The organism is uncultured Polaribacter sp. (assembly GCF_947503875.1).
Taxonomy (GTDB): domain Bacteria; phylum Bacteroidota; class Bacteroidia; order Flavobacteriales; family Flavobacteriaceae; genus Polaribacter.
Genome location: NZ_CANNFH010000002.1, coordinates 143,844 through 168,521, shown reverse-complemented (window position 1 = coordinate 168,521; position 24,678 = coordinate 143,844). Strand labels below are relative to the sequence as shown.

16 protein-coding genes are annotated in these 24,678 nt (G+C 30.6%); 14 read left to right on the top strand and 2 right to left on the bottom strand.

Features of this window, described 5'->3' with window-relative positions; translation table 11 throughout:
• Positions 1-99: 99 nt before the first annotated feature.
• Both Q0684_RS03030 and Q0684_RS03025 read left to right on the top strand, forming a co-directional pair.
• A complete protein-coding gene (locus Q0684_RS03030) occupies positions 100-2,364 on the top strand; it encodes a carboxypeptidase-like regulatory domain-containing protein (protein WP_299012565.1) in 2,265 nt (754 codons plus the stop codon).
• Positions 2,365-2,482: 118 nt separating this feature from the next.
• The gene (locus tag Q0684_RS03025) at positions 2,483-2,896 is read left to right on the top strand and encodes a cation transporter (RefSeq protein ID WP_299012564.1); all 414 of its coding nucleotides are present in this window, start codon (positions 2,483-2,485) and stop codon (positions 2,894-2,896) included.
• A gap of 155 nt (positions 2,897-3,051) precedes the next feature.
• Here Q0684_RS03025 and Q0684_RS03020 read toward each other — a convergent pair whose 3' ends face one another.
• Positions 3,052-3,858: a DNA/RNA non-specific endonuclease gene (locus Q0684_RS03020; protein ID WP_299012563.1), complete on the bottom strand. Its 807-nt coding sequence runs from the start codon at positions 3,856-3,858 to the stop codon at positions 3,052-3,054.
• Positions 3,859-4,235: 377 nt separating this feature from the next.
• Positions 4,236-5,543, bottom strand: a complete 1,308-nt coding sequence (ahcY, locus tag Q0684_RS03015; protein WP_299012562.1) for an adenosylhomocysteinase — start codon at positions 5,541-5,543, stop codon at positions 4,236-4,238.
• A 62-nt stretch (positions 5,544-5,605) separates the two neighbouring features.
• Between ahcY and Q0684_RS03010 the strand changes: the two genes are divergently transcribed.
• The 12 genes from Q0684_RS03010 (at position 5,606) to Q0684_RS02955 (ending at position 24,610) form a co-directional block, all read left to right on the top strand.
• Positions 5,606-6,232 (top strand): 4'-phosphopantetheinyl transferase superfamily protein, encoded by a 627-nt coding sequence (locus Q0684_RS03010; RefSeq protein WP_299012561.1) that lies wholly within the window; start codon positions 5,606-5,608, stop codon positions 6,230-6,232.
• 78 nt (positions 6,233-6,310) lie between these two features.
• Positions 6,311-7,033 (top strand): geranylgeranylglyceryl/heptaprenylglyceryl phosphate synthase, encoded by a 723-nt coding sequence (locus Q0684_RS03005; protein WP_299012560.1) that lies wholly within the window; start codon positions 6,311-6,313, stop codon positions 7,031-7,033.
• Positions 7,034-7,298: 265 nt separating this feature from the next.
• Positions 7,299-7,931 carry a nicotinamide riboside transporter PnuC gene (pnuC, locus tag Q0684_RS03000; protein WP_299012559.1) on the top strand — a complete coding sequence of 211 codons (633 nt, stop codon included), beginning with the start codon at positions 7,299-7,301 and terminating at the stop codon, positions 7,929-7,931.
• Positions 7,892-8,545 (top strand): ATP-binding protein, encoded by a 654-nt coding sequence (locus tag Q0684_RS02995; protein WP_299012558.1) that lies wholly within the window; start codon positions 7,892-7,894, stop codon positions 8,543-8,545. The genes pnuC and Q0684_RS02995 overlap by 40 nt, the downstream gene beginning before the upstream one ends.
• A 126-nt stretch (positions 8,546-8,671) precedes the next feature.
• Entirely contained in the window at positions 8,672-9,082 is a 411-nt protein-coding gene (arfB, locus tag Q0684_RS02990) for an alternative ribosome rescue aminoacyl-tRNA hydrolase ArfB (RefSeq protein WP_299012557.1), read from the top strand.
• A 183-nt stretch (positions 9,083-9,265) separates the two neighbouring features.
• Complete coding sequence (gene rhaM, locus Q0684_RS02985; RefSeq protein ID WP_299012556.1) at positions 9,266-9,580, top strand: L-rhamnose mutarotase; 315 nt, start codon at positions 9,266-9,268, stop codon at positions 9,578-9,580.
• Between the two features lie 276 nt (positions 9,581-9,856).
• Positions 9,857-12,628, top strand: coding sequence for a family 78 glycoside hydrolase catalytic domain (locus tag Q0684_RS02980; protein ID WP_299012555.1), 2,772 nt, complete (start codon positions 9,857-9,859; stop codon positions 12,626-12,628).
• 6 nt (positions 12,629-12,634) lie between these two features.
• Positions 12,635-14,638 (top strand): hypothetical protein, encoded by a 2,004-nt coding sequence (locus tag Q0684_RS02975; protein WP_299012554.1) that lies wholly within the window; start codon positions 12,635-12,637, stop codon positions 14,636-14,638.
• A 29-nt stretch (positions 14,639-14,667) separates the two neighbouring features.
• Positions 14,668-16,116 (top strand): sulfatase, encoded by a 1,449-nt coding sequence (locus Q0684_RS02970; RefSeq protein ID WP_299012553.1) that lies wholly within the window; start codon positions 14,668-14,670, stop codon positions 16,114-16,116.
• A 124-nt stretch (positions 16,117-16,240) separates the two neighbouring features.
• Entirely contained in the window at positions 16,241-17,281 is a 1,041-nt protein-coding gene (locus Q0684_RS02965; RefSeq protein ID WP_299012552.1) for a GntR family transcriptional regulator, read from the top strand.
• 140 nt (positions 17,282-17,421) lie between these two features.
• Entirely contained in the window at positions 17,422-21,477 is a 4,056-nt protein-coding gene (locus Q0684_RS02960) for a two-component regulator propeller domain-containing protein (protein ID WP_299012551.1), read from the top strand.
• A 103-nt stretch (positions 21,478-21,580) separates the two neighbouring features.
• A complete protein-coding gene (locus tag Q0684_RS02955) occupies positions 21,581-24,610 on the top strand; it encodes a sugar-binding domain-containing protein (protein ID WP_299012550.1) in 3,030 nt (1,009 codons plus the stop codon).
• Positions 24,611-24,678: the final 68 nt, after the last annotated feature.

The window sequence follows — 24,678 nt, the reverse complement described above, 5'->3', positions numbered from 1 at the left end:
TGGTTTTTTATCATTATAACCTCTTTTGAAATTGTTATTTCCATTTTAATGGAAATTCTACACCACAATATTCAAAATTTCAATAAAAATTAAAACATAATGAAAACATTTATATTAAGTAGTTTCCTGCTACTTTTTTCCACATTTTTTTATGCTCAAACTGAGTTAAAAGGAATGATTATGGACAAAGAAAATCCTAAAAACAATTTAGGTGTACCAGGTGCAACTGTAAATTGGCTAAACACAAATGTTGGTGCAATTACAAACAACAAAGGCTGGTTTACAATTCCTTATAAAAAAGAATATAAAAAATTAGTAGTTAGTTACATTGGCTACAAAACAGACACTTTAACAATTACTAGTTTAGAAACAATTCATCATTTTATAACTCCAGAAGGTTCTTTAGACGAAATTACTATTGAAATCAAAAGAGATGCTGTACAGAGATCTTTATTTGCAACTGCCAACACTTTTACCGTAAATAATGATGAACTTTTAAAAGCAGCTTGTTGTAATTTGGCAGAAAGTTTTGAAACAAACCCATCTATAGATATTAGTTTTTCTGATGCTTTAACAGGAACACGCCAAATACAAATGTTAGGTTTAAAAAGTCCGTATTTATTAATTACACAAGAAAATGTACCTTCTATTAGAGGTGCTGCACAAACTTTTGGTTTAACGTTTACTCCAGGAACTTGGGTAGAAAGTATACAAATTACAAAAGGCGCAGGTTCTGTTGTAAATGGCTTTGAGAGTATTTCTGGACAAATAAATGCAGAATTGGTAAAACCATTTTCTGATAATAAATTCTTTATAAACGTTTATGGTTCGCAAATGGGACGTTTGGAATTAAACACGCATTTTAACGAAAAAATCTCAGATAAATGGCAAACAGGTTTATACATTCATGGCAATTACAGAGGACAGAAATTTGATAATAACAACGATAATTTTTTAGATATGCCTTTAGCAAATCAAATTAATGTAATGAATCGTTGGCAATATACAGATGCCCAAAATGGTTGGATTGGATTTTTAAACGTACGTTTTTTAAATGATGAAAAACAAACGGGAGAACTAAATTTTAATCCAGAAACAAACAGGGTTTTCCCAAACACCACCTTAACTGGAAACGAAGTTTGGGGGAGCGAAATAGACACCAAACGTTTTGAAACCTCTACTAAAATTGGTTATGTTTTTCCGGAACTTCCTTTTCAAAGTTTTAGTTTGCAGGTTGCCTATAGCAACCACCAACAAGATTCTTATTTTGGGCGCAATATTTACGATATTAAACATGAAAGTGTATATTCTAATTTTATTTTTAAATCGATTATTGGAGATACTAGAAATACATTTAAAACGGGTTTAAGTTTTACACATGACAATTATGATGAATTGGCAAACACCACAAACTTTAACAGAACAGAAAATTCATTCGGTGGTTTTTTTGAGTATGCTTTTGATAATTTAAATGATTTTAGCCTAACTGCAGGTTTAAGAATAGATACGCATAACTTGCTAGGTACTTTTTTAACACCAAGAATTCATTTAAGATATGTGCCTTGGGAAAAAGGTATTTTTAGAGCTTCTGCAGGAAGAGGAAAAAGAAGCGCAAATATTTTTGCAGAAAACCAACAATTATTTGCAAGTACTAGACAAATAAATATTGATGATGTTGGTGGAAACATCTATGGATTAAACCCAGAAATTGCATGGAATTATGGAGTTTCTTATTTGCAGAAATTTAATTTATTTCATAGAAAAGCAGACATTACTTTCGATTTTTACAGAACAGATTTTACAAACCAAGTAGTGGTAGATTGGGAAAATCCGCAAGAAATTTCTTTTTACAATTTAAATGGAAAAAGTATTGCAGATAGTTTTCAGGTAGAAATAAATTATAACATTGCAAAAGGTTTTAATTTAAGAACCGCTTTTAAATACTTTGATATTACTACAGATTATAAAAGTGGAAACTTACAAAAACCAATTCAGCCAAATAATCGGTTTTTTGCAAATCTTTCTTATGAAACAGTTGCTGAGGAAAATGCAAAACAATGGAAATTTGACGCTACTTTTAATAATATTGGCAGACAACGTTTACCAAACACAAGTAGTAATCCTACTCAATATCAATTGCCAGAAACTACGGAAAGATTTAGTTTATTACACGCACAAATAACCAAAGTATTTTCTAACAAATTTGAAGTATATTTAGGAGGAGAAAATTTAACCAACGTACAACAAAATAATCCTGTTTTAGCTAGTGATAATCCTTTTGGCGCAAATTTTGATACTACAATTGTGTTTCAGCCAATATTTGGACGCTCTATTTATGCAGGTTTACGATTTAAAATAAAGTAGCCCACAGATTGGGATTAAATAATAAGTGTAAAAAAAATAATTAACAAAAAATGTTCTTGATAAATCACGCCAAAAAGCGTGACACAAGAACTAACAGCAATCTTAAAAAACAATAAAAATGAAAAAAATAATAGTAGTATTCAGTTTATTCTTAATTGGTTTTTCTGTACAAGCGCAAGAAGCAAAAACTGTAAAAAAGAAAAAAAATGCAAAAATAACTATGGAAGTTGATGGTATTTGTGGCATGTGCAAAACACGAATAGAAAAAGCTGCTTTAAAAACAAAAGGTGTAAAATTTGCCATTTGGGATGTAAAAAGTCATCAATTAAACCTAATTATGGACGAGCGTAAAACTGATGTTAGCACCGTTCAAAAAAACATTATGGCAGTTGGGCATGACATTGTTTTAGAAAAAGGTAAAAAACTTATTGCTGCAGAAGAGGCTTATGCATCTGTGCATCCTTGTTGTAAATACAGAGATGAAAAAATTGTTTTAGACCATGAAGGCGGTGTAAAGAAAGTGAAGAACTAGCATTCATTTTAAATTCAAAAGCAAAAAACTCCTATTATTTGCAAGAAATGATAGGAGTTTTTTATTGAAAATAATTATGCTTTGCAGCATTCAACTAATAAAAAATATAACGCTAGTGTATGATTTATAATTTTTAAATAAAAATTGCTATACTATTAAAAACTCCAGTTTTTGTAAGCATTAGACGCTTCTAGTTTCTTTTCGATTTTATCATCTAATTCTGCAAAGAAATCAATACCTGTTAATGCCTCTATTTTATCTACAGGCACTACAAATTTATACAAAGGCAAATTCGATTCTTTGTGTGGCATTAAAAAAGCCAATACTTTTATTTTTCCTTTTGTATTGTCTAAAATTATTTTGTAAAATTGATTTGGCACAGCAACATTCTCACTACCAATAGTTTTTAAATTATTTTCTAAAATACCACCTGTAACCACAAACACTCCGTTATTTTTCTTTGCCCAATAACGTACTTTTTGTTCTAAACGATTCCAAATACCTGCATTAAAACTGTGTTTTTGTGGACTTATATTACTTGTTAAAAAAGTTTCATCATGTGCTGCTTTTGTAAATCTTCTATCGCCTGCAGGACACAGATGTCCTCTATCATAACCGGATTTTTTATAATTACGCCAATGTGCAGCTTTTGTTTTTACAGCTTTGTCTATTTCAAAATAAGGTCTTTTGTGGTTAGTTCTGCTTAAATGATTTTCTTTTAATTCATAAGCAACCCACTCTGCCTGTTCATGCTTTTCACTGTAAGAAAGTGAATAATTTTGATGATGTACTACTTGATTGGTTGTGCTTGTTGGTAAAAAATATTGATTTGTGGTGGCTTTTGGAGTTTTGCCATTTTCTATAACATTATTTTCTTCTTTGTTATTTAAAAAATGCTCGTAACCATAAACAGCTATTAAAATGATAATGGCAAGTATAGAAAGGAGTTGTCTTTTTTTCAATTTGTATTATTATTTTTAGAATTGTAAAGATATAAAAGAAGTAATAAGAAATTAAATAAAAACAGCTCGATACAAATTTGATAAAAAATCAAATTCACTCGATGTTACAATGCACTTTTAAAAATGCTAAAAGTTTTTTCGCGTTAGGGATTGAGCGGTCTGTTTGAGCTCTTTTTGTTTTTTCAACAAAAAAGCGAGTAGCGAAAGCCCGTTAAAACGCCCATATTTCGACAAGCTCAATATTAAATGAAAAAACCTTCCCAAATTAATGGAAAGGTTTTAAAATTTTATGAGATTCCTGCCTGCGCAGGAATGACAAACTATTTTAGCTGAGGTTGGTTTACTAAAAACTAACAACCAAAAACTAATAACTAATTTTAATATCTGTAATGCTCTGGCTTATAAGGGCCTTCTTGTGTTACACCAATATAATCTGCTTGGTCTTGGCTTAATTCTGTTAACTCTACGCCTATTTTAGCTAAATGTAATTTTGCTACTTTTTCGTCTAAATGTTTTGGTAACATATACACTTCGTTTTTATAAGCATCTGCATTGTTCCAAAGTTCTATTTGTGCCAAAGTTTGGTTTGTAAATGAGTTAGACATTACAAAACTTGGGTGTCCTGTTGCACAACCTAAATTTACCAAACGCCCTTCTGCTAGTAAAATAATATCTTTTCCGTTGATGTTATATTTATCTACTTGTGGCTTAATTTCTACTTTTTCGCTATTGTTGTTTAAGTAAGGTACATCAATTTCATTATCAAAATGACCAATGTTTGCAACAATTACCTTGTCTTTCATTGCCTCAAAATGTTCTCCTCTAACAATACCTTTGTTACCTGTAGTTGTAATTACAATATCTGCATTTGCAACAACAGTTTCTAATTTCTTAACTTCAAAACCGTCCATTGCAGCTTGTAACGCACAAATTGGATCTATTTCTGTAACAGTAACAATAGAACCTGCACCTTTAAAAGAAGCAGCTGTACCTTTACCAACATCTCCATAACCACAAACTACTACTCTTTTACCTGCTAACATAATATCTGTTGCTCTACGAATTGCATCTACTGCAGATTCTTTACAACCATATTTATTATCGAATTTAGATTTTGTAACAGAATCGTTAATGTTAATTGCTGGCATTGGCAACGTTCCGTTTTTAACTCTTTCGTATAATCTATGTACACCAGTTGTAGTTTCTTCTGATAAACCATTGATTCCTGAAGCCAATTCTGGATATCTATCTAAAACCATGTTGGTTAAATCTCCACCATCATCTAAAATCATGTTTAATGGCTTTTTGTCTTCACCAAAAAACAAGGTTTGTTCTATACACCAATCAAATTCTTCTTCGCTCATTCCTTTCCAAGCATAAACGGGTGTACCTGTTGCAGCAATTGCAGCAGCAGCTTGGTCTTGTGTAGAAAAAATATTACAAGAGCTCCACGTAACTTCTGCACCTAAAGCTTGTAAAGTTTCAATTAAAACTGCAGTTTGAATTGTCATGTGCAAACAACCTGCAATTCTTGCTCCTTTTAAAGGCTGAGAATTTGCATACTCTTCTCTTAAACTCATTAAACCTGGCATTTCTGCTTCTGCCAATTCTATTTCTTTTCTACCCCAATCTGCCAAAGAAATATCTTTAACTTTAAATGGTACGTATGCTGTTTTTGTGCTCATATTTTGTATATTTATATTCTATTTTTAGCGACTGCAAAGGTACAAATTACATTTTAAATTCTATGGCTCTTTACAAAACATTAACGGTTAATAACACCACTAAAGTACTGATTTGGAAGATTGAAGAAACCATTGCCGATTTACAGCAAGGTATTTCTTTAACTGAAAGCAACACAGCACGTTTACAATCAATGAAATCTGAGTTGCATCAAAAAGGATTTTTAAGTATAAGACACTTGCTAAAAAAAGTGGGTTACACAGATTTTGATTTGGTTTATGATGAATTTGGAAAACCGCATTTAAAAAACGGTAAATTTATTTCAATTACGCATTCTTTTACGTTTACTGCTATTATTATTTCTGATGATTTACCTGTTGGAATTGATATTGAAATGCAGCGTGAAAAAATCTTGAAAATAGCGCATAAATTTACGCCAATACAAGAATACAACACCATTGCAAATGTAACTGCTAAAATTAGCAAACTAACTATTGTTTGGGGAGGAAAAGAGAGTTTGTATAAAATTTACGGTAAAAAGAAACTGCGTTTTTTAGAACATATTTTTATTGAAGATTTTAGATTTGACGATGGTAAAACTACTGGCGAAATTCGTTTTGATGGAGAAACCTATCCTTATAATATTCAGTTTTTAGAGTTTGAAGGGTTTACTTGTGTGTTTGCATATTAGTTTTAAAGTAAAAAGTAAAAAAGTTTTAAAGTTTGTCTGCTCGAGCGCAGTCGAGAACTAATTTGTATTTTCGCACTTGTGACTATTTACCAAAACATTTTAGAAGCTAAACAACAAGGCAAAAAACTTTTAGCCGTTTTAATTGACCCTGAAAAAATAGTTTTAAAAAATATTCCTGCTTTTTTTGAGAAAGTGCATCAATCTATTGCCTCACATATATTTGTTGGTGGCAGTACAGATAAAAATAATGATACTGAAAAAATAGTTTCTGCAATAAAAAAAGCAACCCATTTACCTGTTATTTTATTTCCTGGTGATTTCTCGCAAATCACTCAAAAAGCAGACGCAATTTTATTTTTGAGTTTACTTTCTGGCAGAAATCCTGAGTATTTAATTGAACAACAAATAAAAAGTGTTCCGTTTTTAAAAAATTCTAATTTAGAAATTATACCTACAGGCTACATTTTAGTTGATGGTAAAAAAGAAACTGCCACTCAAAAAGTAAGCAACACAAAACCAATTGCTCAAGAAAATGTAGAATTGATTGTAAACACTGCTTTAGCTGGAGAATATTCTGGTAAAAAACTTATTTATTTAGAAGCTGGCAGTGGAGCGACTGAGGCAGTCTGCCAAGAAATCATCACTGTCGTGAAACAGAATTTGTCAATTCCTTTAATTGTTGGTGGTGGTATTCGTTCTAAGCAACAATTAGAAAATTCTTTTAATGCTGGTGCAGATTTGGTGGTTATTGGCACTGCTTTTGAAAATGATGAACGTTTTTTTGAGGATTTGAGAAGGTAATTACAAAATAATTTTAATACAGTTTTGTCATTTCGACCTTTTGGGAGAAATCTCATAAAGTTAAAAAATCTCCTGTTAGTTTTTAGTGAGATTTCTCCTATCGTCGAAATGACAAGTTTGAAGTGTTTGAGTAATAAAAAACAATGCTCTCTATACATCACACAAAAAAGCGCGACACTCGAACTGAAAGATTATAGTATTTTTAGTTTCCTGCGCAGGCAGAAATAACAGAAAAGAGTAAATTTACACCTTCAACAAAAAAACAATGCTAGAAATTTTTAATTTTCTTTTTGCCCAATACAAAACTTATGAAACTACAGATATTGTTTTAGAAATTACGGCTGTAATTTTTGGTTTTTTATCGGTTTGGTTTTCTAAGCAAAATAAAATTTGGGTATTTCCAACGGGCATGATTAGCACTTTGATTTTTGTGTACTTGCTCTTAAAATGGGAACTTTTAGGAGACATGATGATTAACGGCTATTATTTTATAATGAGCGTTTATGGTTGGTATATTTGGACACGAAAAGTAGATGAAACAAAAGTAACACCCATTTCTAGAACCAATTTAAAAGAAAAAAAGATTTCTGTTGTGATCTTTTTAGCAACTTTAGTTTTTGTATATTCAGTCTACAATTATTTTAATAAATGGACATCTTGGGTTGCATATGTAGACACAATTACCACTGCTATTTTCTTTGTAGGAATGTGGTTAATGGCAAAACGTAAAATAGAAAACTGGCTTTTTTGGATTGTTGGCGACCTAATTTCTGTACCTTTATATTTCTATAAAGGATTTACATTTACAAGTTTCCAATATTTTGGATTTACTTTTATTGCCATTTTTGGTTATTTAGCATGGAGAAAACGCTTACACAAGACCCAATTAACATCATAAAAGTTGTTTTATTTGGTCCAGAATCTACAGGAAAAACAACACTTTCTAGACATTTAGCACGTTATTATAATACAGTTTGGGCGCCAGAGTTTGCACGCGAATATTTACAAAACAAATGGAATAACAAACGGAAAACATGCGAAAAACAAGATTTATTACCCATTGCAGTTGGACAAATGAAACTAGAGAATGAAATGGCTAAAAAAGCGGATAAAATTTTAATTTGCGATACAGATTTGTTGGAAACAAAAGTCTATTCAGAAGAATTTTATGGTGGTTTTGTAGATGAAAAATTAGATGAAGCTGCACATAAAAATGAATATGATTTGTATTTATTAACGTATATAGATACACCTTGGGAAGAAGACGATTTGCGTGACAGACCAGAGCAACGTTTAGAAATGTTTACAGCTTTTGAAAATGCGCTTAAAAAACACAACAAAAATTATATTTTATTAAAAGGCGATAAAGAAACTAGACTAAAAAATGCTACAAAAGCAATTGATAAAATACTTTCTGATAAGGAAAATTTACATTCATTTTCTGATACGCTGCAGGATTTAGACATGCACTTTATGCATCAGAATAAAGATTTTGGTACTAATTTTGATTAATAGAATAAAAAAATAAAATAAAGAAAAGAGAGAAAAGAATATAGATTAGTAAACAGAGATTAAAACTTTTTAAAGCAAACATTATCTATTTTCTTTGTTCTATTCTCTATTATCTTGAATTAAAAAATGAACACAGAAAACATTACAAAAGAATTACAATTTAAAGCTATTAGAAGTTCTGGCGCTGGTGGGCAACACGTAAACAAAGTGTCTTCTAAAATTGAATTGTCTTTTGATTTAGAAAATTCTAACGCACTTTCTGAAGAAGAAAAATTGCGCTTAAAATCTAAACTTGCTTCCAAACTCACCAAAGAAAATGTATTGATTTTATTTTGTGAAGAAACAAGGTCTCAGCATAAAAATAAAGAATTGGCTATCAAACGTTTTTTAACCTTGTTAAAAACAAGTTTAATAAAACCTAAAAAAAGAAGACCAACCAAACCTAGCAGATCTGTAATTAAAAAACGTTCTGAAAGTAAATTGAGAAATTCCGTTAAAAAAGCGCTTCGTAAAAAACCAAAATCAGATTCTTACTAGTTCTTATTGAATGATTATAATTTCAAAAAACTCAAATTATAAGAGAAAACTCTAAATTTTCACCAACAAACATAATACAATCTAAACAAGTTCTATTTTTAAAAGTAACTACCATAATAAAGAAACTAATCTAAATTCTAGCTGCTTTTTTCTATCTTGCACATCAATTTAAAATAAGTTTACATGCAAAGATTAGCCTTTAAAATGAAATTAAATTCCGGACAAAAAGAAGCCTACACAAAGCGACACAACGAATTATGGCCAGAATTGAAAAAGTTATTAAAAGAAAACGGTGTTAGCGAGTATTCTATTTTTTTTGATGAAGAAACAAGTACACTTTTTGCTTTTCAAAAAGTAGCTGGAGAAGGTGGTTCTCAAGATTTGGCATCCAATGAAATTGTGAAAAAATGGTGGGATTTTATGGCAGATATTATGGAAGTAAATTCAGATAATTCTCCAGTTTCTATCCCTCTAGAAGAAGTTTTTTACATGCCTTAGTTTTCTACATTTCAATTTTATTATGCTGATGACAATTCTTTAAATCTAAAAAGAATATTAGATCATGCCAAAACCAGCTATTTTATATGCTTTACATTTCTTTTTACTTCTAATTTAAATTTTAATTTCTCAGAACACAACAGGACACTTGTATTCTAAAAAAAGCTGAAATTGCTTCTTAAAATGATTATATAAAACAACTATTCATATTCACTATAATTTTAAACCATTAGCATGATGTTTGCTAACAGTTTCAATTTCTCAAACTAATTTCCAATGAATAAAAAATCGATTTTTAACTCTTGTTTTGCCTTCGTTATAAGTTTGCTTGTTCTTTCCGCTTGTAAAAAACAACCTATATTAGAAAAAGCAATAGATTTATCAATTTCCGAGGGTTTTAAAAACCCTTTGGGTTTTTATGATACAACACCAACATTTTCCTGGAAATTACCTGCTTTAGAAAACATTAAAAGTCAATCTGCATATCAAATTGTAGCTGCTTCAAGTCCAGATTTGTTGCCAAATAATCCAGATTTATGGGACTCTAAAAAGCAAGAAACAGCGCAATCTATTTGGGTAAAATATCAAGGAAAACAATTACAATCGAGACAAAAAGTATATTGGCAAATAAAATACTGGAATCAAAATAATGAGGTTTCTAAATGGAGTGAGACCAATCACTTTGAACTAGGTTTATTAAACAATAGCGACTGGAAAGCAAAATGGGTTGGTTTAGATACTGCAAAAGACAGCATAAGAGGAAGAGAAAAAGTTCTAATACATAAACCACAATATTTACGTAAAGGGTTTGAATTGTCTAATGATGTAACCTCTGCAAGATTATACATTACTGCAAAAGGTGTTTTTGATGTAGCTATAAATGGAAAAGATGTAAGTGATGATGCCATGTCACCAGGATTTACAACTTACGATAAGCGAATAGAAACTTTAACCTACGATGTTACTAATTTAATAGCATCTGGGCAAAACACAATCGGTGTAGAGTTGGCTTCTGGTTGGTATTCAGGTAGGTTGTTATGGAATACCACACCTTGGAATAATTCTGTTTCACCAAAAGTGTTATGTCAGTTAGAATTAACTATGAAAGATGGCACAAAAAAAGTTATTCTTTCTGATAAAACTTGGAAAGGAACTACAAATGGGCCGTTACAATTTGCAGAAATTTATGATGGAGAAATTTATAATGCCAACTTAGTAATGCCAGATTGGACAACCAATAATTTTGATGATAAAAAATGGACGAATGTAGAGGTTGAAAACCTTGATAACAAAGTAAACCTCGAACCAAAAAGACACACTGCAGTTAAAGCAAAAATAGAATTAACCTCAAAAGAGATTACAAAAAAAGACGGTGCTGTAATTTTTGATTTTAATCAGAATATGGTTGGTGTTCCTAAAGTAAGTGTTCCTATGAAAAAAGGAGACACTTTAAGAGTACGTTTTGCAGAAATGCTTTCTCCAGATGGTACTTTTTATACCAAAAATTATAGAAGTGCACGTTCTACAGACTACTATATAGCTAAAGAAGATGGTACTATAAATTATACACCTAAGTTTACTTTTCACGGGTTTAGATTTGTAGAATTAAGTGGTTTTGATACTTCAAAACAACCAACTAAAGATTGGGTAAAAGGTCTCGTATTATATTCAGATTTTGATGATAATGGTACATTTACTACTTCACATAAAAAACTAAATCAGTTACAAAGCAATATTGTTTGGGGTTTACGTGGTAATTTCTTAGACATTCCAACAGATTGCCCACAAAGAAACGAACGTTTGGGCTGGACAGGAGATGCACAAGTTTTTGGGCCAACCTCTATGTTTAACGCAGATGTTTACAAATTTTGGGCCAGTTGGTTGCAAAGTGTTAGAGAAGCGCAATTAGAAGATGGTGCTATTCCTTGGACAGTGCCAGACACAAGAGGCAATAAAATAGCAAGTTCAGGTTGGGGAGATGTAGGTACCATTATCCCTTGGAAAATTTATAAAAGAACAGGAGATATTGGTTTTTTAGAAGATAATTTCGAAATGATGAAAGAATGGGTTGGCTATCATCAAAAAAAATCTAGAAACAATATTTCTAACATGATGTCTTTTTCAGATTGGTTGCAACCTTATCCAGAAAGTGGAAAAAATACAGGTGATACATCTAGAAATTTAATAGGAACCGCATTTTTTGCGCGTTCAGCAAAATTAACAGCTTTAGCAGCAGAGGTTTTAGGAAAAACTGATGAACAAACAAAATACGAAAGTATTTACAAGGAAGTTGCGAATGCATTCGATAAAAAGTTTTTTGACGAAACTGGAAAGGTAAAGGGAGCTACAGAAACGCAAACATCTTATTTATTGGCATTGGCATTTGATTTATTACCAGACCATAAAGTAAAAAATGCTCAAGCAAATCTATTACGAAAACTAAAAGAAGCAGATTATCATTTAAGAACTGGTTTTTTAGGAACTCCTTTATTGTCAAAAGTTTTAGATGAAATGGGAGAAATAGATATGGTTTACAAACTAATTTTTAACGAAACATATCCTTCTTGGTTTTATTCTATCAATCAAGGTGCAACCACTATTTGGGAACGTTGGAATAGCTACAGCAAAACAGAAGGTTACAACCCAATGAGTATGAATAGTTTAAATCACTATGCATACGGAGCAATTGGAGAGTGGATGTACGAACGTATTGGAGGAATAGCTCCACTAGAAGCAGGTTATAAAGTAATAAAAATTGCTCCAGAACCAAGAAAACCATTAACATCTGCTTCCACAAGTCTAGAAACACCTTATGGTAAAGTTTCTTCTACTTGGGAGATTAAAAACGATGAATTTCAATTAAAAGTTACTATTCCTCCAAATACAACTGCAAAAGTTATTATTCCTGCAGACACAAAACAAAAACTTGTATTAAATGGTACAACTTTTGAAACTAATTCGAATGTGAAATTATTGAATTCAGGCAAAGACGCTTTCGAATTAGAAGTTCAACCTGGGCAATATACCTTTCAATCAACATTAAAATAATTATAAATGAAATTAAGGTTAATACTATCGTTATTTTTTGTGGCTAGTTCATTTTTACAAGCACAAAGTGTAAAACTAAACACTCCAATTGCTGATAAAGATGTTGTTTTTATGGAAAACAATGGTTTGGTTTCTGTTGAAGCAGAATACTTTTACAAACAAAGTAAATCTGATGTTAGACAATGGTACATTACTGCTAAAAATGCTCAGACAAAAGTTACTCCAGACAAAGACAAATCGAATCATAAAAACGCTAGTAACAATACTTATGTAGAAATTTTACCAGATACTAGAGTTACCCATTCAGATAAATTAGTAAACGGAGAAAACTTTTCTAATAAAGCTGGTGAACTAGGTATTTTACATTATAAAGTTAGAATAACAAATCCTGGACGTTACTATGTTTGGGTGCGCGCTTTTAGCACAGGAAGTGAAGACAATGGTTTGCATGTTGGTTTAAACGGAAAATGGCCAGAAAACGGAAAACGTATGCAATGGTGCCAAGGAAAAAATAAATGGACTTGGGAAAGCAAGCAAAGAACAAAAGCAGCACATTGTGGTGTGCCACAACAAATTTATTTAGATATTGATAAAAAAGGTTTGCACGACATACAATTTAGTATGCGAGAAGATGGTTTTGAATTTGATAAATTCATTTTAACAAAAGATATTAACTACAAACCAAAAGATTTAGGTGCAAAAGCAACTACACTTTGGCCTTTACAATCGTATTACAAACAAATTGGCGCTTCACTTTTAAAAAACAAAACCTTGCCTATAGCAGATTTTCCAATAAAAGGAACCGGATTTTACAAACACGCAGGCGGAAAATGGTTAGGAATTAATCCAAACAAACAAAAAGAAGCAAAAGCTACTGCTCCATTTACTTTTAGAAGTGGTAATTATGATATGGTTTTTGTTGCCGTTGGCGAAAATGACGGACAATCTGAATTTAAAGTGCTACTAAATAATAAAGAATTAGGGACTTTTAAACCACCTTTAACCCAAGATGTTTTTGAAGAAGGCGAAAGAAACAACAAATTATGGGAAAATGTAAAATTTAAGAAAGGTGATAAAATTACAGTAATTGCCAAAATAGGTAGTGCAGATGGTAAAGAATGGGCAAGAGCACGTTGGTCTGGTATTGTTTTTACACCAGTTGGTAAAGGTAAAAGAATTGTTAAAACACCTTTTGAGGGTACTTTAAAAGTTGTACAAAATAACACTCCTTTAGTTGATGCACCAAAAGGACGTATTGCTGTTGTTGCAGATGGTAACTCTCCAGATCCTGATGATTTAGGTGGTACTGCAGTTACTTTAGCTTTATTACGTGCTACTGGTTTAGCCAATAAATTGGTGCATTATTCGCATAGTTGCGATTTGGTTCGTGTAAAAAGAATTTCTGAAAAAGCAGAAAGAGAAAGACATGCGTTAATGCAAAGTGTTTGCGATGTTACTGCTAGACGTTGGGGAGGTTTTGGAGATCTTAAATTTTTAGATGCCAAATGGAATCAAAAAGAAACCGTTAAAGATTTGGCAAAAGCAATTAATGCATCTTCTGCAGAAGACCCACTTTGGATTATTGAAGCTGGTGAGCCAGATATTATTGGTTTTGCACTAGATAAAAGTTCTAAAAAGAAACACAAATATGTAAAAGTAATCACACATCATCCTGCCAATGATGATGCTGGAGATTTTTATACTTGGCAACAAATACTAGATTTTGGTGTGGAGGAAGTTAGAATTCCAGACCAAAATATTAAACTAAAAGTGCCTATTAAAGAATGGGATTGGGCTAGAGACCATAAAGACAAAAGATTACAACAAGTTTGGATGTATGGTAAAATGGCTGAAGTAGATGATGTGGTTCGATTTCAAAAAGGAAAATGGGATTGTTCTGATGCTGGTATGGTTTTATATTGGATAACTGGTGCTAATGTAAACGACGGTTTAAAACAAGGTACAGTTAATGATGTAAAAAGTATTTTACTGAATTTTATAGAAAAGTAAACAAAACATCAATTAAAATTATTCAGATTATGAATAAATACATAGTGTTATTTATAGCAATATTATCATTTTCATCAATTTATGCGCAAAAAGAAAAACCTAATGTAGTGGTTTTTTATGTTGATGATTTAAGAGCAGAATTAGGCTGTTATGGCAGTGAAACAGCAATAACCCCAAATATAGACAAGCTTGCAAAAGATGGTGTTTTATTTAATAAAGCCTATGTGCAACAAGCAATTTGTGCACCTTCTAGAATGAGTACTTTAACAGGTTTACGTCCGGAAACTTTAGGTATATACAGTATTTTTACACCACTTCGTAAAATACATAAAGAGGTGGTTTCTATGCCACAACTTTTTAATAAAAATGGCTATAAAACCATTAGTATTGGTAAAGTATTTCATCATGGTAGAGATGATAAAAAAGTTTGGTCTTCATTTTTTGAAAAAGAAGAAAACTCCTATTTAAAACCAGAAAACATTGCTTTAATAAACGATTTAAAAGCAGCAGGCAAAAAAAGAGTAAAAGGGCCTGCTTTTGAAAATGCAGATGTTGCTGATGAAGGCTATAAAGATGGTAGAGTTGCAAAATATGCTATAGAAACCTTACAAAAGGTAAAAAATGATAAATTTTTAATGTTTGTTGGCTTAAGCAAACCACATTTACCTTACAATTCGCCAAAAAAATATTGGGATTTGTACAACAAAAACGATTTTAAAATACCTTCTAGAAAAAAACCTGAAGGAGTTTACAGATTAGCCTTACCAAAGTGGGGAGAATTAAAAGGATACCATGGAATTCCTAAAAAAGGGGATTTAAATGACGACTTAACAAGAGACTTAATTCACGGTTACCACGCTTCTATAAGTTATATAGACGCTCAAATTGGTAAGGTAATGAATACCTTAGAAGAATTAGATTTAAAGAAAAACACCATGATTATTTTTATGAGTGATCATGGGTATAAAATTGGTGATTATGCATCTTGGTGCAAACAATCTAACATGGAAATAGATGTTAGAGTGCCCTTAATTATAAGTAGAGAAACTAATTATAAAAATAGAGTTACCAATAAAAAAACAGATGCTTTAGTAGAAAATGTAGATATTTTTTCAACTTTAGTAGAAATATGCGATTTAAAAAACGCCCCACCTTCAGATGGTAAAAGTATAGTGCCTGTGCTTAACAAACCTAAAAAAAAGTGGGACAAAGCTGCTTACAGTGTATATGCAAGAGGTCCTAAAATTATGGGAGTTACTGCTACAGATGGTAAATGGCGTTACACAGAATGGAGAGATTCTAAAACACATAAAATTATAGAAGCAGAATTGTATGAACATAAAAAAAGTTTACTTTCTTATGTAAACCTGTCTAAAAATAAAAAATACAAGAAAATAGAGCAGCGAATGAAAGTTCTTTTAGAGGCTCAATTTCCAAGAGACAAACCCTTTTTACAAAACGATATACCAAGAAAGTAGGGCATTTTTAAAATTATTATCAATATAGTATATAAAAATGTTAAAAAACTATTGGCTACCATAATTAAGATTTCTAATATATTCTAGTTATTTAATTTTACCGTAATATTTAAAAATTAATATTATGGTTGAATTTATTAAATTAGACACATCATCTATGGTGCCTAAATATATTCAAATTATAGATTCTATAATTTATAATATAACCATAGGCAAAGTAAAAATTGGCGACAAAATACCGTCTATTAATAAATTAAGTGAAGAGTTTTACCTATCTAGAGATACTGTAGAAAGAGCCTACAGTGTTTTAAAAAAGCAAAAAGTTTTAGTTTCCGTTCATGGTAAAGGTACCTATGTTGCTCAAAATGAAGTAACGTTTAGGCCAAATATACTTTTCTTAGTAAACAAATTAAGTTTATTTAAAATGAAAATATATGATGCTTTTGTAAAAGAAATTGGAAATAGATTTAATGTAGATTTACAAAGCTATCATTGTGACGAATCTCTGTTTCTAGAACTTATTAATAAGCATAAAACTACCTACAACTATTATGCTATTATTCCTCATTTTAGAACAGATAATCTTTTGCATAAAAGTAGCACAGATAAAGTACTTAAAGCAATAAATGAGTTACCTAAAGATAATTTAATAATACTAGATAACAAAGAAAACCAAATCTCAGGAGACTTTATAGAAGTCACCCAAGATTTTGAACAAGATATCATAGAAGCTTTACATATTGGTAAAGATAAAGTTAGCAAGTACAAAAAAATAAACTTGGTATATCCTAAAGCTACATTTTATCCATATCCTTCAAAAATATTAACAGGTTTCAAAAAATTCTGTACCCAAAATAATTTCGAATTTGAAATTTTAGAGGAAGTAACAGCGCAAACGGAAATAACCTCTCAAAGTTTATTTATCACCATAGAAGACAACGATTTAGTAAAAATTGTAAATAAAACTAAAAGTAACGGTTTTACTTTAGGCAAAGAAGTAGGTGTAATTTCTTACAATGATAATCCTCTAAAACAATTACTAGGTATTACCGTAATTACCACCAACTTTTTATCTATGGGGAAAGAAGCCGCTCAAATGGTTCTACAAAAAAAGAAAGAAAAAATAAAAATTCCAGTTAATTTTATAGATAGAGCTTCGTTATAATAACCTTAAAATATAAAATTTACACAGAAGGAAGTCTGAAACAGACTTCCTTATTTTTTTTATAAAATTTAGTATTCAGACAAATGTATTTTTTTTACCTTCGAAGAGATTAAAAAAACTTCTGCTGAAATAAGCTTTTAATGAAACAAAAAATATTTTTATTTATACTGTTGTTATTTACAAAGTTGGCCTCTGCTCAATTGAGTAGTTATAATTTTAAGAATATTAATATTTCAGACGGTCTTTCAAACAATACAGTTACAGCAATACAAGAAGATAAATTTGGGCAGATTTGGTTTGCTACAAGTAATGGTTTAAACAAATATAACGGCAGAGAATTTACCATTTATAGAAATAAACCAAGAGATAAATTTAGTATCAGTAGTAGCGAAGTATCTAATATACTTATAGACAAAGAGGGTATAATTTGGGCTGGTACTTTTAATGGTTTAAACAGATACGACCCTAAAAACAATACTTTTAAAAGGTTTTATAGAAGAGCTTCAAATAAATTCTCTTTAAGCAATAGTCTAATTATCTGTAGCTTAGAAATGTACAGAGGAAATATTTGGTTTGGTACCGCAAACGGAGTTTCTATCTACAACAAAAGAACGAAAAACTTTAAAAGATTTTTAACTAAAAACCCTAAAAAAGGTTCTAGAGCAATAAATGACATTTACAGAGATAATAAAAATATTATATGGTTGGCTACAAACGATGGTCTGATAAAAGTAGATAGAGATAAAAACTATAAATTTATTACGAGTGAATATAATTTAAATAATAAAAAAAATAAGTTTCACATTAACAGTGTTTTACAACTATCTCCAGAAATTATTGGTTTGGGCACTAAATATAATGGCTTTTTGCACTTTAATACGAAAACAAAAAAATTTGAATACCCTAAAAAAATAAATATTCCACAGAACTTAGATGTAAGAGATTTGGAAATAGATAGTGATAAAAATTTATGGATTGCTACTACAAACGGACTTTATATAATTGATTCAAATAACCAAACCACATTTATAAATGAAAATAATGTTGACAATTATAGTCCTATTCAAAATTACATTAGAACTATATTTAAAGATAAAAATGGATTAATTTGGTTGGGTACACAAAATGGCGGCGTAATTACTTGGGATAAATCTTACCAAAATTTTTTACATTTTAAGAACAAAAAATCAAATAATAACATTACCAACAGTATTGTTACAGACCAAGAAAAAAACATATACTTTGCTACAGAAAAAGGTGTTGTAAATGTTTTTGATAAAAATGGCAATGTTTCTGAAATATTTAGAATAAAAAGTACTGAAAAAAACAGAACACACCCCATTAAAACATTGTTTTACAACAATATAGATAACCTGCTTTTTATTGGCACAGAAAACAAAGGTATTATTGTTTATGATGTAAAATTGAAAAAAATACGTCCTAATATAATTTCTAAACCTTTAAAAGATCTTTTAAAAAACTCAATAGTAAATGATATTAAAAAAGATTCTAAAAACAATTTAATTATTGGTGCGAATGGTTTAGGGATAATACGTTACAATTGCGATACAAAAAAAATAAGACAATTTGCTAGAAATAGGATAGCTTCTAACATTATTAAATCCATTTATATTGATACTAATGATGAAATACTAGTTGGAGGTATTGGCGGAGTTTCGACAATAAAAATAAATGAAAAAGGTATAGCCAAAATTAACAATTACTTTAAAAACAGACCACTATTAACTTATAATGTGAGTGCTGTTTTTAAAGACTCCAAAAATGTAATCTGGATAGGAACTACAACCAGAGGCTTGTATAAAATAAAAAATAACAAAACAGAAATTGTAAATTTCCCAAATAGAGATAAATTTACATCAGTACATTCTATCTTAGAAGGAGAAAAAGGAGTTTTATGGCTAAGTACAGATATAGGCATTGTAAGGTATAACATTAATACAAGTAAAAGTTTTACCTATAACCATAACAACATCATAGCAAACAACAAGTTTAGACCAAACTCGAGTTTAAAAATTGGAAAACAATTTTATTTTGGAGATTTATTTGGAGTAACTACCTTTAATACAGAAAAAATAATAAAAAGTACAGATGTACCTAGAGTAGTCTTATCTAAATTAAAAATAAAAAATAAAGAAGTAAATTTAGATACAGATGATATGATCTTATCTAAAAGCTTAAACTACTCAGATGCTTTAGAATTAGATTACAAGAATTCTAATTTTTCTATTAGCTACGCGCTACCCAATTACATAAACTCTAAAGGGAATAAATACGCATATCGTTTAAAAGGCCTAGATAACTCTTGGACCTACACCAATCAAACAGAAGCCTATTTTACTTTGCAAAGTGCAGGCGAATATACATTTCAAGTAAAAGGAGCAAATCATGACAATGTTTGGAACAATAGACCCGCTAATATAAACGTAATTATACATCCTGCTCCTTGGAAAACCTGGTGGGCTTACACTATTTATTTACTGTTACTATTTATTGCCTTGTACGGAATTTCTTGGTTTATACAATCTAAAGCAAGATTAAAAGACAAGTTGAAGTTAGAATCTATTACCAACAAAAAAAATGAAGAATTAAATAAGGTGAAATTAGAATTTTTTACCAACATTTCTCATGAATTTAGAACACCATTAACCTTAATTACAGCACCACTCGAAAAAATACTTTCAGATTATTCTGGCCCAAGTGAAATCTATAAGAAACTAAAAATTATAGAAAGTAGTACCAATCATCTTTTAAGACTTATTAATAGATTAATGGATTTTAGAAAATTAGAAAGCAATCAATTTCAATTAGCCACTGCAGAAGGTAATATTGTAAAGTTTTTACAAGAAATCTTTTTATCATTTTCAGAGCATGCCAAAGATGGTAACTACAATTATCAATACTTACCATCAGAAGAAGAAATTTTGGTGTATTATGATCGCTATAAACTAGAGCGTGTTTTTTATAATTTAATATCTAATGCCTTTCGTTATACTAAAAATGGAGGAAATATATTTGTAAAAATTAGCCAACAAAATAAAAAAGTAGTTATTACCATCGAAGATTCTGGCGTAGGTATTTCTGAAGAATTTATAGATAAAATATTTGATCGTTTTTTTGAAGTTGCAGTGCATAAACAAACCAACACAAATCATGTAAAAGGAACAGGAATTGGTTTATCTATCGCTAAAAACATAGTAAAACTGCATCATGGAGATATTTCTGTAGAAAACATAAAACCACATGGTGCAAAATTTACAGTAAAGTTAAACTTGGGTACAACACATTTATCTGAAAAAGAAATTATACCAAATTTCAAAAAAAGTGACGATGTTTCGCAATACATCACCCAAATAAATTTACCAAAATACGAGAAAAACAAACCCGTTAAAAATTTAATTTTAGAGGAACAAAAACAGACCATTCTTATTGTAGAAGACAACACTGTTTTAAGATCTTTTATGAAAGAAATTTTAAAAGAAAACTATAACATTTTACAAGCTAAAAACGGAAAAGAAGCGTTTAATCTTGCCACTAAGCATTTACCCGATTTAATTGTTAGTGATGTAGTAATGCCAGAAATGGTAGGCACAGAGTTGTGCTCTAAAATAAAAACAAGTATTACAACAAGCCATATTCCTGTAATTTTATTAACCTCAAGAACTTCTTTAGTTTACAAATTTGAAGGTTTAGAAAGTGGCGCAGATGATTACATAACAAAACCTTTTAATATTAAAGAATTCACCCTCAAAATTAAAAACATTTTAGACTCTAAACAAAGTTTAAAAAATAAATTTATGTCTAATACTAGTTTTGAAACCTTAGATATTTCTTTGACTTCTATAGACCAAAAACTATTAGAAAAAGCTTTTAAAATTGTTAAAGATAATATTGCAAATGCAGATTTTAATATTGCACAGTTTTCAGAAGATTTAGGCGTAAGTCGTTCAATGTTGTTTACCAAAATTAAAGCTTGGGCAAATGCAACCCCAAACGATTTTATACAAGAAATAAGACTAAAACACGCTTCTAAATTATTAGAGTTAGACAAACTTAGCGTGGCAGAAGTTAGCTACAAAGTTGGCTTTAAGAGACCCAAATATTTTAGTCAGTGTTTTAAGAAAAAATACGGACTAACACCTTCTGAATTTGGAGAAAAATTTAATTCAAAAATATAGCATCTCAGCTATAAAAATAATATTATTAAATCCTGACAGTACAGGATTATTAATCATTATTTAAAAGGTAAGTTTGAAACCTAAGCAAAAACCATACCTCAAAATGAAAAACATATTTCTAATCTTTTTTTTATTCATTTTTACCCGTCAATATAATGCACAAAGAATAGAAACCAACTTCAACAACAATTGGAGTTTTATTTTAGAAGATAACCCTTCATTTTCAAAAGAATCTTTTGATACGAAAAGCTGGAAAAACCTAAACGTACCTCACGATTGGTCTTTTGAAAAAGGCGTAAGAAAAGGTGGCGATCAAGGACAAGGTGGTGGTTATCATGATGGTGGAATTGGTTGGTACAGAAAACAATTCAACGTAAAAAAAGAAAGTCTTTCAAAAATTACGTACATCAATTTTGATGGGGTTTATATGAATTCTGAAGTTTGGGTAAATGGCAATCTTTTAGGCAAAAGACCTTATGGTTATATCAGTTTTAGATATGATATTTCTAAATACCTAAAAGAAGGAAAAAACACCATTGCAGTTCGAGTTGATAATTCTTTAGAACCTTCTGCACGTTGGTATCATCCTTGTGGAATTTACGCGCAAGTAAAGTTGATTGAAGTAAATAAGACACATTTTAAACCAAACAGTATTTTTATAAAAACACCTTCAATTTCTGATAATAATGCAACAGTTACTATTGATGCAGAAATCAATGGAAAATTAAAAGGATTAAAATACGAAGTAAAACTATTTTCTCCTGAAGGAAAAGAATTGACAGATAAAAGCGAAAAACTATTAGCGGCAAATCCTAACTATCAATTAGAAGTAAAAAACCCACAATTATGGAGTCCAGAAACTCCTAATATTTATAAAGCAGTTACTCAAATTTTAAAAGGAAAAAAAGTTATTGATAAAATTGAAACCACATTTGGATTTAAAACCGTAGAATGGAAAATAGACACTGGATTTTGGTTAAATGGAGAAAATGTAAAGTTAAAAGGTGTTTGTGAACATTGGGAAGGTGGTCCTGTTGGAGGTGCTTGGACAAAACCAATGCTGCGTTGGAAACTACAATCTTTAAAAGATATGGGAATTAATACCATTCGCCCTTCTCACAACCCTACTCCACCTATGTTTTATGATATTTGTGATGAAATCGGTTTATTGGTGATGGATGAAATTTTTGACGGTTGGCACAAAAAAGCACCACAAGATTATGGAAAGCAAGCTTTTGATGAATGGTGGCAACGTGATGTAACAGAATGGATAACAAGAGACAGAAATCACCCAAGTATTTTTGTGTGGAGTTTAGGAAATGAAACCCATAGCCCAATTGGACCAGAATTGGTAAAATTCGGAAAAAGTTTAGACCCAACACGATTATTTACATCAGGTGCAGGAAATCCTGAAGATATGGATATTACTGGTGTTAATGGAGGATCTGAAACCAAATCGTTTATAGAAAGTAAAACGTTTGATAAACCATTTATTTCTACTGAAGCACCACATACTTGGCAAACTAGAGGGTATTACAGAACACAAACGTGGTGGAGAGATAACGAATTACCTGGAACTTATGAATTACCAAATCTAACTGAAAAAGAAATTTTCTTTTACGAAGGAATCAATCCTAAAAATTGGAGAAACAGAAAACAAAGTTTCAATTCGTCTTATGACAATGCTACAGTAAGAGTTTCAGCCAGAAAATATTGGGAAGTAATGCGAGACAATCCTTGGCATAGTGGTCATTTTAGATGGACAGGTTTCGATTATTATGGAGAAGCTGGTTTGGTGCACGGAGGTTTACCTTTCAATTTATTTATGGGAGGCGCCTTAGATGTAGCTGGTTTTAAAAAGGATTTATTTTATTTCTACCAAAGTCAATGGACTAAAGAACCAATGATTCACATGTTACCACATTGGTCGCATCCAAGAATGAAAAAAGGAACGGTTATTCCAGTTTGGGTGTATTCTAATGCAGATGAAGTTGAACTATTTTTAAACGGAAAATCGTTAGGAAAAGACAAACCTGGAACGGTTTGGAACGAAATGCAATGTGAGTGGATGGTGCCTTACCAAGAAGGAAAATTGGAAGCAGTTGGGTATATTGATGGAAAAGAAGTCAAAAGAACTTCATTTTCCACGAGTAAACAACCTTCAAAATTAAAAACAAGCATTCAAAAGTTAGATGCTGAAGATTCTTTTACTACGAGCTACATCATTACCTCCCAAAGTTTAGATGAAAATGATAATTTGTATCCTTATGGAGAAAATAAAATCTACTACAATATTCTAGGTGATGTAAAAATCATTTCTATGGAAAATGGAAATCCAATTGATCCTACAAGCAGAACAAAATCTGATTTTAGAGCCTTGTTTTTTGGAAAAACAAGATTATTTTTAAGAGAACAACCTAATGCTAAAAATGCATCTGTAATTACAGCTTCCATTTTAGGTGATAAAGCTTTATACCTTTCTAATAAAATAACCATAGCAGCCGAACAATTTGCAGTAGTTGGAGTATTAAAAGCATCAGATTTACAAATTTCATATACCATAAATGGCGATAATCCTGAAACAAATGGAATACTTTACAAAGGTGCTTTTGAAATTGAAGACAATACCACTGTAAAAGCCATTGTAAAACAAAACGGAAAAGTAGTGTTAACGCTAGAAGAAACTTTTGGTAAAAACGAAGGCTTATTTTGGGGAGATGAACATTCTAAAGATATGTGGATTGGTAGAGGAATTAATATTTCTGCAGAAGAAGGTATTTTAAAAGGAAGTGCCACAGCAAGCAGAAAAGCAAGACGTTTTAAAGGTACTGGATTTGTAGATTTTAAAGGTGGAGAAGGTTCTGTAGAATTCTATCAAGAAAATGATGGTGAAGAAGGCGATTACAGCATGCGCTTTAGATATATGCATAATAACAAAGGCGAATTGCATCCTATGAAATTATTTTTAAACGATGAATTTGTTAGGATGTTAGAGTTTAAACCAACAGGTGGTTGGGAAAAAGAATGGAAGTTTGTCCCAGCAATTTTAAGATTAAAAGCAGGTGCAAATAGCATAAGAATTGAAACCACAGGAAAAAGTGGGCCTTATATTGATGAGCTGTTTATTGATTAATTACTTTTAAAAGAAATATTCTTTTATCAGACCTTCCAGATTTTAAAAACCTGAAAGGTCTACCTAAA